This window comes from Stenotrophomonas tumulicola, from assembly GCF_014117215.1.
GTDB classification, from domain to species: domain Bacteria; phylum Pseudomonadota; class Gammaproteobacteria; order Xanthomonadales; family Xanthomonadaceae; genus Stenotrophomonas; species Stenotrophomonas tumulicola.
On sequence record NZ_JACGXS010000012.1, the window covers coordinates 22,257 to 36,556 of the forward strand.

16 protein-coding genes are annotated in these 14,300 nt (G+C 67.2%); 12 read left to right on the forward strand and 4 right to left on the reverse strand.

What is annotated here, in order from left to right:
- Nucleotides 1-4: 4 nt before the first annotated feature.
- Genes H4O11_RS16770 through mmsB form a run of 4 tightly spaced genes read left to right on the forward strand, consistent with a single transcriptional unit; the run spans nucleotide 5 to nucleotide 4,018 of the window.
- Nucleotides 5-1,159, forward strand: a complete 1,155-nt coding sequence (locus H4O11_RS16770; protein ID WP_461020707.1) for an acyl-CoA dehydrogenase family protein — start codon at nucleotides 5-7, stop codon at nucleotides 1,157-1,159.
- Complete coding sequence (locus H4O11_RS16775) at nucleotides 1,156-1,953, forward strand: enoyl-CoA hydratase (RefSeq protein WP_182341070.1); 798 nt, start codon at nucleotides 1,156-1,158, stop codon at nucleotides 1,951-1,953. Before H4O11_RS16770 ends, H4O11_RS16775 begins: the two co-directional genes overlap by 4 nt.
- Complete coding sequence (locus H4O11_RS16780; protein WP_182341073.1) at nucleotides 1,950-3,131, forward strand: enoyl-CoA hydratase/isomerase family protein; 1,182 nt, start codon at nucleotides 1,950-1,952, stop codon at nucleotides 3,129-3,131. The genes H4O11_RS16775 and H4O11_RS16780 overlap by 4 nt, the downstream gene beginning before the upstream one ends.
- A complete protein-coding gene (gene mmsB, locus H4O11_RS16785) occupies nucleotides 3,128-4,018 on the forward strand; it encodes a 3-hydroxyisobutyrate dehydrogenase (protein WP_182341076.1) in 891 nt (296 codons plus the stop codon). Before H4O11_RS16780 ends, mmsB begins: the two co-directional genes overlap by 4 nt.
- 95 nt (nucleotides 4,019-4,113) lie before the next feature.
- On the opposite strand, the gene H4O11_RS16790 is transcribed toward mmsB, so the two are convergent.
- Complete coding sequence (locus tag H4O11_RS16790) at nucleotides 4,114-4,539, reverse strand: organic hydroperoxide resistance protein (RefSeq protein WP_182341079.1); 426 nt, start codon at nucleotides 4,537-4,539, stop codon at nucleotides 4,114-4,116.
- Nucleotides 4,540-4,648: 109 nt separating this feature from the next.
- Between H4O11_RS16790 and H4O11_RS16795 the strand changes: the two genes are divergently transcribed.
- Nucleotides 4,649-5,476: an AraC family transcriptional regulator gene (locus H4O11_RS16795; RefSeq protein WP_182341082.1), complete on the forward strand. Its 828-nt coding sequence runs from the start codon at nucleotides 4,649-4,651 to the stop codon at nucleotides 5,474-5,476.
- Between the two features lie 80 nt (nucleotides 5,477-5,556).
- Here the strand turns inward: H4O11_RS16795 and H4O11_RS16800 are convergent, their stop codons facing one another.
- Nucleotides 5,557-6,513 carry a cation diffusion facilitator family transporter gene (locus H4O11_RS16800; RefSeq protein ID WP_182341085.1) on the reverse strand — a complete coding sequence of 319 codons (957 nt, stop codon included), beginning with the start codon at nucleotides 6,511-6,513 and terminating at the stop codon, nucleotides 5,557-5,559.
- A 225-nt stretch (nucleotides 6,514-6,738) separates the two neighbouring features.
- Here H4O11_RS16800 and dusA point away from each other — a divergent pair, with 225 nt between their 5' ends.
- The 4 genes from dusA to H4O11_RS16820 all read left to right on the forward strand — a co-directional run bounded on the left by dusA (nucleotide 6,739) and on the right by H4O11_RS16820 (nucleotide 10,546).
- On the forward strand, nucleotides 6,739-7,752 hold the full coding sequence (dusA, locus tag H4O11_RS16805) for a tRNA dihydrouridine(20/20a) synthase DusA (protein WP_182341088.1): 1,014 nt from the start codon (nucleotides 6,739-6,741) through the stop codon (nucleotides 7,750-7,752).
- A gap of 208 nt (nucleotides 7,753-7,960) precedes the next feature.
- Entirely contained in the window at nucleotides 7,961-8,344 is a 384-nt protein-coding gene (locus H4O11_RS19610; protein ID WP_425506081.1) for a hypothetical protein, read from the forward strand.
- A 74-nt stretch (nucleotides 8,345-8,418) separates the two neighbouring features.
- Entirely contained in the window at nucleotides 8,419-9,102 is a 684-nt protein-coding gene (locus H4O11_RS16815) for a response regulator transcription factor (RefSeq protein WP_004136763.1), read from the forward strand.
- A gap of 22 nt (nucleotides 9,103-9,124) precedes the next feature.
- The gene (locus tag H4O11_RS16820) at nucleotides 9,125-10,546 is read left to right on the forward strand and encodes an ATP-binding protein (RefSeq protein WP_182341112.1); all 1,422 of its coding nucleotides are present in this window, start codon (nucleotides 9,125-9,127) and stop codon (nucleotides 10,544-10,546) included.
- A gap of 116 nt (nucleotides 10,547-10,662) precedes the next feature.
- On the opposite strand, the gene H4O11_RS16825 is transcribed toward H4O11_RS16820, so the two are convergent.
- Nucleotides 10,663-11,448, reverse strand: coding sequence for a zinc-dependent peptidase (locus H4O11_RS16825; protein WP_182341115.1), 786 nt, complete (start codon nucleotides 11,446-11,448; stop codon nucleotides 10,663-10,665).
- The gene (locus tag H4O11_RS16830; protein ID WP_246333567.1) at nucleotides 11,415-11,666 is read right to left on the reverse strand and encodes a hypothetical protein; all 252 of its coding nucleotides are present in this window, start codon (nucleotides 11,664-11,666) and stop codon (nucleotides 11,415-11,417) included. Before H4O11_RS16830 ends, H4O11_RS16825 begins: the two co-directional genes overlap by 34 nt.
- Nucleotides 11,667-11,818: 152 nt before the next feature.
- On the opposite strand from H4O11_RS16830, the gene birA reads away from it, so the two are divergent.
- Genes birA through H4O11_RS16845 form a run of 3 tightly spaced genes read left to right on the forward strand, consistent with a single transcriptional unit; the run spans nucleotide 11,819 to nucleotide 14,262 of the window.
- On the forward strand, nucleotides 11,819-12,796 hold the full coding sequence (gene birA, locus H4O11_RS16835) for a bifunctional biotin--[acetyl-CoA-carboxylase] ligase/biotin operon repressor BirA (protein ID WP_182341121.1): 978 nt from the start codon (nucleotides 11,819-11,821) through the stop codon (nucleotides 12,794-12,796).
- Nucleotides 12,793-13,533: a type III pantothenate kinase gene (locus H4O11_RS16840; protein ID WP_182341124.1), complete on the forward strand. Its 741-nt coding sequence runs from the start codon at nucleotides 12,793-12,795 to the stop codon at nucleotides 13,531-13,533. Before birA ends, H4O11_RS16840 begins: the two co-directional genes overlap by 4 nt.
- Nucleotides 13,534-13,542: 9 nt before the next feature.
- Entirely contained in the window at nucleotides 13,543-14,262 is a 720-nt protein-coding gene (locus tag H4O11_RS16845) for an SPOR domain-containing protein (RefSeq protein ID WP_182341127.1), read from the forward strand.
- The last annotated feature ends 38 nt before the right edge of the window (nucleotides 14,263-14,300 follow it).

The following is a 14,300-nucleotide window of genomic DNA, read 5'->3' on the forward strand; positions in this document are numbered from 1 at the left end:
CTCGATGACGACGGAACTCGAAGAAGCGCAGCAGGCCTATAGAGAAGCAGCGCGTGACTTCGCCCAGGCCGAACTGGCGCCGCACGCCGCGCGATGGGATGCGGAGGGCATCTTTCCGCGCGAGGCGATCGCCAAGGCCGGGGAACTCGGATTCTGTGGCCTGTACATGGATCCCGAGGTCGGTGGCAGCGGCTTGAGCCGCCTGGACGCCGCCGTCGTCATCGAGGAGCTCGCCAACGTGGACCCATCCACTGCGGCTTACATAAGCATCCACAACATGGCGTCGTGGATGGTCTCCACCTGGGGCCAGGACAGCCTGCGTGCTGCCTGGGGCGCGGATCTGTCAGCCGGTATCAAGCTGGCCTCGTACTGCCTGACCGAACCGGGTGCCGGCTCGGATGCGGCTTCGCTGAAGACCACCGCCGTGCGCGATGGCGACCACTACGTGCTCAACGGCTCGAAGGCCTTCATTTCCGGGGCTGGCGCGACCGAACTGCTGGTGGTGATGGCGCGTACCGGTGGTGCCGGTGCAAAGGGCGTCAGCGCGATCGCGGTGCCTTCCGACCTGCCGGGCATCAGCTTTGGCCGCAAGGAAGAGAAGATGGGCTGGAACAGCCAGCCGACCCGTGGCATCACCTTCGAGAACGTGCGTGTGCCGGTCAGCCACCTGCTGGGCGAGGAAGGAGGCGGCTTCAAGCTGGCGATGAAGGGCCTGGATGGCGGCCGCATCAACATCGCCGCCTGTTCGCTGGGGGCCGCGCAGGGAGCACTGGATGCCGCGCGCCGCTACATGGGTGAGCGTCGCCAGTTCGGCAAGGCACTGGCTGAATTCCAGGCGCTGCAGTTCAAGCTGGCCGACATGGCCATCGAGCTGGTCGCCGCACGGCAGATGGTCCATTCCGCTGCACGCAAGCTCGATGCCGGCGCCAGCGATGCCACGGTGTGGTGTGCGATGGCCAAGCGCTTCGCCACCGATGCGGGTTTCTCCATCTGCAACGAATCGCTGCAGATCCATGGTGGCTACGGCTATATCCGCGAATATCCGATCGAACGCTTGTTGCGTGATTGCCGCGTGCACCAGATCCTGGAAGGCACCAACGAGATCATGCGGGTGATCGTCGCCCGCCATCTGCTCAATACCGAAGAGGAACTGCGATGAACGATTGGCGCAACCACGACCACGTCGGCCTGAAGGTGGAGGCTGACGGCAACGTCGCCGTCATCACCCTGCACAACCCGCCGGCGCATACCTGGACCGTGCACAGCCTGTCCGCGCTGCGCGACCTGGTGGGTGCGCTCAACGCCGATCGTGACATCTATGCGCTGGTGATCAGCGGCGACGGCGAGAAATTCTTCTCCGCCGGTGCCGACCTCAACCAGTTCGCGTCCGGCGACAAGGCCGCGGCACGCGAGGCTGCACGCCGCTTTGGCGAGGCGTTCGAGGCGTTGTCCGGCTTCCGCGGCGTCTCCATCGCCGCCATCAACGGCTATGCCATGGGCGGTGGCCTGGAATGTGCGCTGGCCTGCGATCTGCGCATCATCGAAGAACACGCACAGGTCGCGTTGCCTGAAGCCACCGTGGGCCTGCTGCCCTGCGCCGGCGGTACGCAGAACCTGCCGCGACTGGTTGGCGAAGGCTGGGCCAAGCGCATGATCCTGCTCGGTGAGCGCATCGACGCCGATACCGCCGTGCGCATCGGCCTGGCCGAGCAGAAGGCCGGCAAGGGCGAAGGCAAGGCGCTGGCGCTGGAATGGGCGAAGAAGGCTGGCAGGCAGAGCCCGACCAGCGTCGCCGCCTGCAAGACGCTGGTGCAGTCCACCCGCACCGGTACCCACGCCGCGGCACTGGTGGCGGAGCGCGAAGCCTTCGTCGACCTGTTCGACACCGCCGACCAGGTGGAGGGCGTCAGTGCCTTCCTTGAAAAGCGTACGGCGCAGTGGAAGAACGCATGAGCCGGGAAACCGACGTGCGCGTTGAAGAAGCTCCGGTCCTGTTCGAGGAACGAGCCGCTGCCAACGGGACGCGCATCGGTATCGCCACGCTGAATTCACCGCGCACGCTGAACGGCTTTTCGCTGCCGATGGCGCATCTGTTGCTGGAGCGCCTGCGGGCCTGGTCCAGCGATGACGGCATCGCGTTGATCGTGCTGCAGGGTGCTGGCGAAAAGGCCTTCTGCGCCGGTGGCGACCTGCACAGCCTGTACCGCAGCATGAAGGCGCATCGCGATGCTGGCAGCACCGATATCCGTGACAACGCCTACGCACTGGAGTTCTTCGACGTCGAGTACCGCGTCGACTACCTGATCCATGCCTGCCGCAAGCCGATCCTGTGCTGGGGCCATGGCATCGTGATGGGCGGCGGCATCGGGCTGATGTCCGGTGCCAGCCACCGCGTGGTCAGCGAGCGCTCCAAGCTGGCGTTCCCGGAAATCACCGTTGGGCTGTTCCCGGACGTCGGTGGCAGCTGGCTGTTGCAGCGCGTTCCCGGCAACGGCGGCCTGTTCCTGGCATTGACCGGTGCGCTGCTCAACGCCGGCGATGCGATCCATGCCGGCCTGGCCGATGTGCATGTCGCCGAGGCACGCCGCGCCGATGTTCTCGATGCCCTGCTGCAGGTGGCGTGGAGTGGCGACAGCGCCGACAGCCACGCGCGCCTGGACGTGCTGCTGCAGTCTTTCGCCAGCGATGCGCCTGCCGGCCCGTTGTCGACCCATGCGGCGCTGGTCGATGATCTCTGCGCAGGCGAGGACCTGCCCACCATCGTTGAACGCATCACCGCATTGCAGACCGACGACGGCTGGTTGCAGGCCGCGCAGAAGACGCTGGCGTCCGGCGCGCCCGGTTCGGCACGGTTGGCTTTCGAGCTGCAGCGTCGCTGTGCCGGTGCACGACTGGCCGATGTCTACCGGCTGGAGTACATCGCCGCACTGCACTGCGCCGCGCATGGCGACTTCGCCGAAGGCATCCGTGCGCTGCTGGTCGACAAGGACCGTACGCCCCACTGGCAGCCCGCCACGCTTGCCGCGGCCAGCGCCGAATGGGCTGCCGGCTTCTTTGATTCTCCCTGGCCCATCGACCAGCATCCGCTGGCCGACCTGGAGGCCACTACTGCTGAAAGGAACCTCGCATGAGCCGTATTGCATTCATCGGGTTGGGCAACATGGGCGGTCCGATGGCCGCCAACCTGGCCAAGGCCGGCCACGCCGTACGCGTGTTCGACCTGGTGCCGGCCGCGGTGCAGGCCGCCGTCGATGCCGGCGCCACGGCGGCTACCTCCGCGCTGGACACGCTGACCGATGCCGAGGTGGTGATCTCGATGCTGCCGGCCAGCCGCCATGTCGAAGGGGTGTACCTGGGCGAGGATGGCCTGCTGGGTGATATTCCCGGCGGTGCGCTGGTCATCGACTGCAGCACGATCGCCCCGGCCACCGCGCGCAAGGTCTCCGAAGCGGCCGCCGCACGTGGCCTGCAGATGCTGGATGCGCCGGTTTCCGGCGGTACCGCCGGTGCGTCGGCCGGCACCTTGACCTTCATCGTCGGCGGTGAAGCAGACGCGCTGGAACGTGCCCGTCCGCTGCTGCAGGCAATGGGCAGGAACATCTTCCATGTGGGCGCCAGCGGCGCCGGACAGGTCGCCAAGCTGTGCAACAACATGGCCCTGGGCGTGATCATGGCGGTGACTGGCGAATCGATCGCGCTCGGTGTCGCGCACGGGCTGGACCCGAAGGTACTGTCGGACATGATGGCAGTCAGCACCGGCCGCAGCTGGGCCACCGAAGTGTGCAACCCGTGGCCGGGCGTGCTGGAGAATGCACCGGCGTCGCGTGGTTACAGCGGCGGGTTCGGCAGCGACCTGATGCTCAAGGACCTGGGCCTGGCGGTGGAAGCGGCGATGGGCGTGGGCGCGTCGATCCCGCTCGGTGAGCTGGCGCGCAACCTGTATTCGATGAACCACCAGGCCGGTCGCGGCAAGCTGGATTTCTCCAGCGTGGTGCAGTTGGTCAGCAACGAAAAATAGCGATCTGGCGGGTGGCGACCGTGGGTCGTCACGCCGCTGACAGCGGTGGGATGGGCGGATGCCCGGTTTCGACCGGCATCCGCCCATTTTTTTCCTCAGGCCACGATCAACGTCACGTCGATGTTGCCGCGGGTGGCGTTGGAGTACGGGCAGACGATGTGGGCCTTCTGCACCAGTTCTTCCAGCTGTTCCCGCGGCACGCCCGGTGCGGCGATGGTCAGCTCGGCCTCGATGCCGAAGCCGGTCGGGATCTGGCCGATGCCGACGCGGCCGGTGACCGTGGTGTCGGCCGGCAGCGCGACCTTGGCCTGGCCGGCCACGAACTTCAGCGCGCCCAGGAAGCAGGCCGAATAGCCGGCGGCAAACAGCTGCTCCGGATTGGTGCCCGGGCCGCCAGCGCCGCCGAGTTCGCGCGGGGTGGACAGCTGGATGTCCAGCACGTTGTCGGAGGACACGGCGCGGCCTTCACGGCCGCCGGTTGCGGTGGCCTGGGCGGTGTACAGAACCTTTTCGATGGACATGGCGTAGTTCCTTCAAGGGATGGCCGGTTGGCCGGTGAAGCGTACTTTGCGCGCATTACACGGACGTATGGCAACATGTAGTCCTTAAAACTTGACGGATCGTCCAGACATGCTGGATCGCCTCGAATCCTTGCTGGACCGTTTCCCGGTCAGCGCGCGGCTGCTGCAGGGCGGCCGGATTGCTGGCCACTGGGTGCCATCGCAGGGCGGCAGCCAACCGCTGCTCCATCTGCTCCGCCAGGGGGGCGTCAGTGTGGTCGGCGCCGATGGCAGCCTGATCCGCGTCGACCAGCCCAGCGTGCTGCTGTATGCGCGGCCGCAGGAGCACCACTTCAGAGTCGACGACGGCATCGAGGTGCCACTGGTCACTGCGCAACTACGTTTCGAGGCAGGCGAAGGCAGCCCGGTGGCCGAGGCGCTGCCCAGCCCGGTGTGCCTGCCGCTGGCGGCGCTGCTGGGCAGCGATGCGGTGTTGGGCGTGCTGTTCGAAGAAGCCTTCGCCGAGCGCTGTGGCCGCCAGGCGATGCTGGACCGGTTGTTCGAACTGGTCATCATCCAGGTGCTGCGCACCTTGATGGAGAACGGGCAGATCCAGGTGGGGCTGCTGGCCGGCATGGGCCACCCGCGGTTGCGCCATGCGCTGGTGGCGATGCACGAACAGCCGGCGGAAGACTGGTCGCTGCAGACGCTGGCCGAACGCGCCGGGATGTCGCGCAGTGCATTTTCCGAAGGATTCCGCGAGGTCATCGGCAGCACCCCGGGACAGTACCTGCAGGCATGGCGCACGCGGCTGGCGCAACAGGCACTGCGCCGCGGCCAGCCGCTGAAGCGGATTGCCGGCGAGGTTGGCTTCGGCAGCGAAGCGGCGCTGTCGCGCGCGTTCAAGGCGCAGACCGGACAGTCGCCACGGCAATGGCGCAACGCAATAGCACCGTAGCGCGGAGCCATGCTCGGCGAGCACCCCGCACGGCCCCGGCAGTCCGCCGAGCATGGCCCGGCGTTACAGGACGGCGTCGGTCATACCGCCCACTCCAGGTCGGTGGTGAACACGATGGTCAACCAGCGGTCCGGCGATTCCTCGCCCAGCGCCTCGCCGATCTCATCGCGCAGCACGTCCCATTCGGCCAGCGCCCGCGGTGGGTCGTCGGCGCGGACCACGAAGAACAGCTCGATCTGTTCGCCACGTCCTACCTGCGCCACGTAGCTGCGGTATTCCAGGAAGCCATGCCGCGCCACCACCCCACGGGCTACCTCATCCACATGCGCGCGCAGTTCAGGCGGGGCCACCAGCAGGATGCCGGCCAGCGCCTGGCGCACGGTGGCCATCGGGGCGACCATGACGAACAGGCAGACCACGGCCAGGATGCCCGGATCGATGTAGGGCGCTATCCCGGCCAACGACGTGTCGCGCACCAGCGCACCACCGATGAACGCCACCAGGTAGCAGGCCGACATGCTGGCGGCGACGATCCAGTTCTTCGCATCCAGTGCGATGAAGTCCGAGCCGATGCGTCGGTTCGCGCGCAGGGTGAAGACGGCAAGCGCGGATTCGGCCACGATGGAAATCACCGCGAAGGTGATGGCCGGCCCCAGTGCGATCAGGCGCCCGCCCGAGGTCAGGGCGTCCACGGCGTTGACCAGCGCATACAGCGCTGCGCCGATCATCAATGTGCCGCTCACGCCGAGCACGATGGGCTCCAGGTGCCAGAAGCCCATGGAAAAGCGCTGGTTCAGGCGCGACTGCAGCATGTCGGTCTGGGTGGATTGCGCGATCAGGCGCGCGACCAGCAGCGACAGCCAGGTCATCACGACATCGATCAGGCCGTAGATGCCGTCGAAGATGATCAGCGACGAATTGGCCAGCAGGCCGAACACCATGGCAGCCAACGCCATTCCCAGCGATGCGGCGATGGACAGGCGCAGTACGCCCTGTTCGGTGCGGGTATCGAAGAACCGTGGGTGGTCTGTTGCCATGCCGGGATTGTAGGCGGGACCATGACGCGGCTGTAGCGCCGGGCCATGCCCGGCGGAAATCCCGCGGTGCAGGATTCCGGCGAACACCGCGCGCGCGGCCCGGTGCGCGGGTGACGGGCATGGCCCGTCACTACCGTGGTGGGGCGGCGAAGCATTCAGCCGCTCGGTGTAAACTGTTGATCGCGCAGGCATTGCCTGCAGTTTCCCGCCTCCACCGACGTCCCCATGACCCAGCAAGCTGCCGCCGCGTCCCGCTACGCCGAATCCCTGCGCCTGTCCGTCGCCCCGATGATGGACTGGACGGACCGGCATTGCCGCGTGTTCCACCGGCTGCTGGCACCCACTGCGCGCCTGTACACCGAAATGGTCCATGCCAACGCGGTGATCCACGGTGACCGCGAACGCCTGCTGGGTTTTGATCCGGTTGAACAGCCGCTGGCGCTGCAGTTGGGCGGCAGCGAACCGACGCTGCTGGCGCAGGCCGCGCGCATTGCCCAGGACTGGGGCTACGACGAGGTCAACCTCAACTGCGGCTGTCCTTCCGACCGGGTACAGGCCGGGCGCTTCGGTGCCTGCCTGATGCGCGAGCCGGCGCTGGTCGCCGACTGCGTGGCGGCGATGGTGGCCGCGGTGGATATCCCGGTCACGGTGAAGTGCCGCCTGGGCGTGGACGAGGACAACGATTACGAGGTCTTTGCCTCCTTCGTCGACCGCCAGGCCGAGGCTGGCGCCGGCATGGTGGTGGTGCACGCGCGCAATGCCTGGTTGAAGGGCCTGTCGCCGAAAGAAAACCGCGAAGTGCCGCCGCTGCGCCATGACTGGGCCTACCGGCTCAAGCAGGAGCGTCCCGCGCTGCCGGTGGTACTCAATGGCGGCTTGGCCAGTGTCGAGGCGGTGCAGGCACAGGATGGCAAGGTCGATGGCGTGATGCTGGGCCGCGCGGCCTACCATGATCCCTACCTGCTGCACCGGCTGGACACCCTGCAGGCCGGCAGCCCGCTGCAGTCCCGCCAGGACCTGCTGCGGGCGCTGCGGCCCTACGTGGAAGCGCACCTCGCCAGCGGTGCCGCGCTCAAGCACATCACCCGGCACATCCTTGGCCTGTTCCACGGCCAACCGGGTGGCCGCGCCTTCCGGCAGATCCTCAGCGAAGGCGCGCATCGCCCCGGGGCGGACTGGGCCCTGCTGGAGCAGGCGCTGGTCGTCACCGTGCGCGAAGGTGACCGCGCTGCGGCCTGATTTGTGCCGTGCGTCCGAAAAAGGCCCCGGATTGCGCCATTTGGGTTAAGTTATCTGAACGAACACAGCTGATCTTCAGAAAAGTTCAGACCGGATTCACTGCCCAAAGTCGAAATTTGCAAAAGAAACGTAAAGAGCCGGGCCGTGGGTCCGGACATTCACTTCACGATTTTTGAACGAATTGCCGACCTCGGCTAGGATCGCAACGATGGTGTCCCGTTCCCTTACCTGCCAGCTTGCCTTCGCCACCGCCATGGTGGTGACCGCATGCGTGTGGCTGCCGCAGGTCAACGCGCAGCCGCAGCCGCAGGTACAGCAGCGGCCGCAGATGCGGGAACGCCCGGAAGTGGTGGCCCGCAGCGCGGTACGCGAAGACCAGCGTTCGATGTCCGATGCCGTGCGCCGGGTGCAGCGCTCCACCGGCGGGCACATCCTGGGGGTTGAACAGGTCCCGTTCGATGGCCGGGACATCAACCGGGTGAAGTACATGGATGACCGCGGGCGGGTCCGCTACATGGATGACCCCGCGCAGCGTTCACAGCCCCGCACACCCCGATCGGATATGTCATCACTACGCGGCGATAACCCCTGAACAGGGATTATTGGCGCATCACACCCGTTATCCACCGGCCCACCGGGCCGACCCCAGCACACTAGGGAGAGTTCATGCGTATCCTTCTGGTCGAAGACGAAGCTCCGCTGCGAGAGACCCTGGCAGCCCGGCTCAAGCGCGAAGGCTTTGCCGTCGATGCTGCGCAGGACGGCGAGGAAGGTCTGTACATGGGCCGCGAAGTCCCCTTCGATGTTGGCATCATCGATCTGGGGCTGCCGAAGATGTCCGGCATGGAACTGATCAAGGCCCTGCGCGACGAGGGCAAGAAGTTCCCGGTACTGATCCTGACCGCACGCTCCAGCTGGCAGGACAAGGTCGAGGGCCTGAAGCAGGGCGCCGACGATTACCTGGTCAAGCCCTTCCATGTCGAAGAGCTGCTGGCCCGCGTCAACGCGCTGCTGCGCCGTGCCGCAGGCTGGAGCAAGCCGACCCTCGAATGCGGGCCGGTCGCACTGGACCTGGCTGCACAGACCGTCAGCGTGGCCGGCAGCAACGTCGACCTCACCAGCTACGAGTACAAGGTGCTGGAATACCTGATGATGCATGCCGGTGAACTGGTCTCCAAGGCCGACCTCACCGAACACATCTACCAGCAGGATTTCGACCGTGACTCGAACGTGCTGGAAGTGTTCATCGGGCGCCTGCGCAAGAAGCTGGATCCGGATGGCGAGCTGAAGCCGATCGAGACCGTGCGCGGTCGCGGCTACCGCTTCGCCATTCCGCGCAACGAGGGCTGAGCCCCTCGTTGGCGATTGCATGATGTCCGGCCGTCCGTGGTTCCGACGCTGGCGGCCGCGCTCACTGCAGGCACGCCAGCTGCTGGCTGCATCGGTGGGCTTGGTGGCCTTCCTGGCGCTGGCCGGCTATGCGCTGGACGCGGCCTTCGCCGATACCGCGCGCGCCAACCTGCGCGAGCGGTTGAAGAACTACGCCACCGCGTATGCGGCCGGCATCGACTTCACCCGCGACCGTTCGCTGTACATCCGCGAACAACCGCCGGATCCGCGCTTCGACGTGCCTGGCAGTGGCCTGTACCTGCAGGTGGTGATGCCGGGCGGCAAGGGTAATTCGATGTCCGCCGAGGGTCCCATGCTGCCCGCCGTCGGCGGCGGCCTGCTGGCACCGCGCCAGGAAGTATTCGAAGGCCCGCTGCCGATGATCCAGATCGACGGCAGCGAGGGCTCGGTCTACCGCTATGGGCTGGGCCTGGTGTGGGATGCCGATGCCGATCCCGCCACGGAGTTCCCGTACACCATCTATGTGATGGAAGATTCGCGCGCGCTGGGTGCGCAGCTGCGCGTATTCCGCGGCCGGGTATGGTTCTACCTGGGTGGCATCGGCTTGATCCTGTTGTTGTTGCAGACGGTGATCCTGCAGTGGAGCCTGCGGCCGATGCGGCGGGTGATCAACGAACTGACCAAGGTGCAGCGCGGTGAAACCGAGCGCATGAGCGAACGCCACCCGCGTGAGCTGGAGCCGCTGACCGACAGCATCAATGCCTTCATCGAGAGCGAGCGCGAAAACCTGGAGCGCCAGCGCAATACGTTGGCCGACCTGGCCCACAGCCTGAAGACGCCGATCGCCGTGCTGCGCACGCAGATGGACAGCGGATCCAGCGATGGCGCCCTGCGCGAAGAACTGGACGTGCAGCTGCAGCGCATGAACAACCTGGTGTCCTACCAGCTGGCGCGCGCTGCGGCATCCGGACACAAGTTGTTCTCCGCGCCCTTGCCGATCGAGCCCAACGCCGAGGAGATCGTGCGCGGGCTGGAGAAGGTCTATGCCGGCAAGGGCGTGCTGTGCGAGTTCGATATCGACGAGACATCACGCTTCCATGGTGAACCCGGCGACCTGCAGGAGCTGCTGGGCAACCTGCTGGAAAATGCATTCAAGTGGGCGACGCGACGCGTGCTGCTGACAGCGCAGCCACTGCCGGCGCCGAACACCCGTCGCCCGGGGCTGCTGCTGGCGGTGGATGATGATGGCCCGGGCATCGCGCCGGAAGACATCGCCAAGGTGCTGCAGCGCGGCGTGCGCGGCGACGAGCGCGTGCAGGGCCATGGCATCGGGCTCTCCATCGTGCAGGACCTGATCAAGGACTACCGCGGTGAGCTGCTGGTGGCACGCTCGTCGGAGCTGGGCGGGGCGCGTTTCGAAGTGCGCCTGCCGGCCGGACCGTAACGCATCGATGCGCCGTGGTGGGTGGCGACCGTTGGTGGTCACGCTCTTCGCGCTTTCTACCGGTAGCACAGCGGCAGGTCCGCCGAGTACGGCTCGGCGCTACCGGGTCGACGGCGTCATGGCGTTGAAGGGCTGGGTCCGTAGAACCGCCGCAGGTGCTCGGCCACGGCGGGCAAGGCTTCGGCCAGCAGGCCTGGCGCGGAGAAGTGGTACTCGGTTGCCACGGCAAAGAATTCTTCCGGTGCTTCGGCGGCATAGGGGTCGATCAAGGTCTCTTCCCCCGCATCGACCTGCATGCAGAACCCATCGTAAGCCTGCTGGAAATCCCGGGCCCACGCGCGTTGCCATTCGCGCGGCAGCGGTGGCGTGCCATCCATCGCGCCATCCAGTGCGTCGATCTTGTGCGCCATCTCGTGCACGGCCACGCAGTAACCGTCGAACGGCGCCTGCAGGTCGGCCTGGACATCGGCCCATGACAGGACCAGTGGTCCGCTGTCCCAGCTTTCACCGATCAGTTCGTCATCCCATTCGTGAAGCACGCCGGCGGCATCTACATGGCTGCGCTGTACGCGAAACGCATCAGGGTAGACGATCAGCTGCGACCAGCCGCGCAGGCCCACTTCGCCCAGTTCCAGCAGCGGCAGGCAGCACAACGCTGCCAGCAGCACGAGGTCTTCTTCGCGCAGCACCAGTTCGCCGATCGGGCTGATGGTCTTCTCGTGCAGGAAGCGGGCCGCCAGCGCGCGCAGGCGCTCCTGGCCACCAGCGGATAGACGGTCCACCCAGGGTGCGCGCCGGCAGGCCTGCTGCCACGACATATCGGGAATTGGCCGCGGCGCAGGCCGCAGCCACCGCATCAATGCCTGGATCAGCGGAACATTCCCGGCAGGAAGCTGTGCCACTTCGGTGCGCGCAGCCGTTGCAGTACTTCGTCGTCGCTGCCACCACCACCGCTGCCATTGGACGTGGCCTGCGCAGGCACCGGCTTCGGGGTGGTCGGCACGGCTGCCGCGGCACTGCGTGCGGTGGGCGGACGCTCGGCGTCGGGCGTGGAATACACGCAGTCACCGCGCCCTTCGCTGGCCTGCGCGGTCGACGCGTTGGCAACGAGCGGGGCCATCAACAGGACCATGCAATGGGCAAGACAGCGCATCGACAACATCCGTGGTTAAGGGCGGGTGAGCTTTCGATTCTAGCCCGATTTCCGTTGGCTATTGGAAGACCGGGCGGGCGGGGGCAGTCCAGTTGTCGCATAATTTCCCTGTTTACCTGATGGAAGCTGCCGTGGACGACCGCCAACTGCTGGCCAAACTGGCCGCCGGACCCCTGTCCGGTGATGCCCTGGCCCGCGAACTGGGACAGACCCGTGCCGCGATATGGAAGCGGATTCAAGGACTTAGAGCGGCCGGGGTGGTGATCGAGGGACGCGCCGGCGGCGGCTACACGCTCTGCCAGGGGCTGGACCTGCTGGAGCCGGAACGGGTCCGTGCGGCCTTGCCAGGGCCGGTCATCAGCCTGTTGGACGACCTGCAGGTGGTCTGGAGCACCGGTTCCACCAATAGTGAATTGTTGCGATGCAGCGCACCGCAGCGCGGCAGCCGCGTCATGTTGGCCGAGCGCCAGACCGGCGGACGCGGCCGCCGCGGCCGCGAATGGGCCTCGCCGCTGGCGGCCCATGTCTATCTTTCGGTACTGCGCGGCTTCTCCGGTGGGCTGGCGCAGTTGGGTGGCCTGAGCCTGGTGGCGGGCGTGGCGGTTGCCGAGGCACTGCATGCGCAGGGTTTTGCGCAGGTCCGCCTGAAATGGCCCAACGACCTGGTGGCCGATGGGCACAAGCTCGGTGGCCTGCTGGTGGAAGGCGGCGGCGAGTTCGCTGGCCCTGCACGCGCAGTCATCGGCATCGGCTTGAACGTCCATATGCCTGACGCCTTCGCTGCGCGCATCGACCAGCCATGGACCGATCTGGACCGCCTGGCCGGCAAGCCGGTGCAGCGCACCGCGGTGGCGGCCGGCGTGCTGGCGCACCTGCTGCCCGCACTGGAGCAGTTCGAGGCTGAAGGCCTGGCGCCCTTCCTGCCGCGCTATGCCGCGCTGGACAGCCTGGCCGGTTGCGCGGTGCGCGTGGAGCAGGGCGGTACCTGGCAGGAAGGCCAGGCATTGGGCCTGGCCGAAGACGGCGCGTTGCGGGTGGTCATCGATGGCCGCGAGCAGCACGTGCATGCCGGCGAAGTCAGCGTGAGGGCGCGATGAGCGACTGGTTGTTCGACCTGGGGAATTCCCGTTTCAAGTACGCGCCGTTGCGCGGCGACCGTGCCGGTAACGTGCAGGCGTGGACGCACGGTGCCGAGGACCTGCGCAGCGAAGCACTGCGCGCGCTGCCGCAGGGACGTATTGCCTATGTCGCCAGCGTGGCCGCGCCAGGCCTGACGGCAACCATGCTGGAGATCCTGCGCATGCGCTTCCAGCACGTGCACGTGGCGCATACCGAAGGCCGTTTCGCCGATCTGCGTATTGCCTATGGGGTGCCGGCACGCTTCGGCGTCGACCGTTTCCTCGCCCTGCTTGCCGCCGCGCGCGGGCAGCGCCATGTGCTGGTGGCCGGGGTCGGCACCGCATTGACCATCGATCTGCTGGATGCAGGTGGCCTGCACCACGGTGGTCGCATCGCGGCGTCACCGACCACCATGCGCGAAGCGCTGCATGCGCGGGCGGTGCAGTTGCCGCCGAGTGGCGGCCAGTATCACGAGTTCGCCAATGACACCGACGATGCGCTGGCATCGGGCTGCGACGGGGCGGCGATCGCCTTGATCGAACGCAGCCGCGCGCAAGGTGAGCAGCTGCTGCAGGCTCCGGTGGCACTGCTGCTGCATGGCGGCGGTGCACCGGCGCTGCTGCCGCACCTGCCCCCCGATACCAGCCACGAACCGCTGCTGGTACTCGATGGGCTGGCGCGCTGGGCCGTGCACCTGCCCCCCGCGGCAGGCTAGGATCGGGGGATGCTGACCCGTGCCCTGATCGTTGTCCTCGTCCTGCTGAACATCAGTGTCGCGTTGTGGTGGGCACTGCGCGTCGAACCGGCAACGCCGGAACCGACGCCGCCCTCCGGCGTGGCGACCCTGCAACTTGCTCCGGTAGAGCCGGGCCATGCCCGGCTGCCCGACGCACCCGCAGCGCTGGTCGACGCCACCACCCTGACGGAACCGCCATCGGCACCGGAATCGCCATCCGTATCGGCACCGGCGGCTCCGCCGCGTTGCGTCGCGCTGGGTCCCTTCGCCGATCCGGCCGCCGCCGCGACGGTGCAGGCGCGCCTGGGAGGCGTGCTGGAACGTATGCGCGCGGTGGAAGAACAACAGGCGGCAGGGGGCAGCAACGCCCGCTATCGGGTGCTGCTGCCACCCGCTGCCTCGCGCGAAGCAGCGCAGGAAACGGTGCAGCGGATCGTCGCGGCCGGCCTGGGCGATTACTACATCATTGCCCAGGGGCCGGAAGCCAACGCCATTGCGCTGGGCCAGTACCGCAACCGGGAAGGCGCCGAACGCCGGGTCACTGCGCTGAGGGCCGCCGGCTTCAAGCCCCTCCTGCAGGGCGGCGGCGAGGCGACAAGCACGTGGTGGGTGCAGGGGGCGCTGGTAGCGGGGCAGGCCGCCAACGCGGCGCGGCAACGCAGCGGCGCCGCGCAACAGCGCTCGCTGGACTGTGCGCGTCTGCGGTAGAATTGCCCCGCTGGGCTGGCCTGCCGCCCACGCGCCGT

Bases quoted from the DNA above. Each gene is read 5' to 3' on its own strand.
- H4O11_RS16800 (WP_182341085.1), bottom strand. From the start codon at position 6,513: ATGGCAACAGACCACCCACGGTTCTTCGATACCCGCACCGAACAGGGC.
- H4O11_RS16815 (WP_004136763.1), top strand. From the start codon at position 8,419: ATGCGTATCCTTCTGGTCGAAGACGAAGCTCCGCTGCGAGAGACCCTG.
- mmsB (WP_182341076.1), top strand. From the start codon at position 3,128: ATGAGCCGTATTGCATTCATCGGGTTGGGCAACATGGGCGGTCCGATG.
- birA (WP_182341121.1), top strand. From the start codon at position 11,819: ATGGAAGCTGCCGTGGACGACCGCCAACTGCTGGCCAAACTGGCCGCC.
- H4O11_RS16775 (WP_182341070.1), top strand. From the start codon at position 1,156: ATGAACGATTGGCGCAACCACGACCACGTCGGCCTGAAGGTGGAGGCT.
- dusA (WP_182341088.1), top strand. From the start codon at position 6,739: ATGACCCAGCAAGCTGCCGCCGCGTCCCGCTACGCCGAATCCCTGCGC.
- H4O11_RS16845 (WP_182341127.1), top strand. From the start codon at position 13,543: ATGCTGACCCGTGCCCTGATCGTTGTCCTCGTCCTGCTGAACATCAGT.
- H4O11_RS19610 (WP_425506081.1), top strand. From the start codon at position 7,961: ATGGTGTCCCGTTCCCTTACCTGCCAGCTTGCCTTCGCCACCGCCATG.
- H4O11_RS16770 (WP_461020707.1), top strand. From the start codon at position 5: ATGACGACGGAACTCGAAGAAGCGCAGCAGGCCTATAGAGAAGCAGCG.
- H4O11_RS16790 (WP_182341079.1), bottom strand. From the start codon at position 4,539: ATGTCCATCGAAAAGGTTCTGTACACCGCCCAGGCCACCGCAACCGGC.
- H4O11_RS16795 (WP_182341082.1), top strand. From the start codon at position 4,649: ATGCTGGATCGCCTCGAATCCTTGCTGGACCGTTTCCCGGTCAGCGCG.
- H4O11_RS16840 (WP_182341124.1), top strand. From the start codon at position 12,793: ATGAGCGACTGGTTGTTCGACCTGGGGAATTCCCGTTTCAAGTACGCG.
- H4O11_RS16830 (WP_246333567.1), bottom strand. From the start codon at position 11,666: ATGGCCCCGCTCGTTGCCAACGCGTCGACCGCGCAGGCCAGCGAAGGG.
- H4O11_RS16820 (WP_182341112.1), top strand. From the start codon at position 9,125: ATGTCCGGCCGTCCGTGGTTCCGACGCTGGCGGCCGCGCTCACTGCAG.
- H4O11_RS16780 (WP_182341073.1), top strand. From the start codon at position 1,950: ATGAGCCGGGAAACCGACGTGCGCGTTGAAGAAGCTCCGGTCCTGTTC.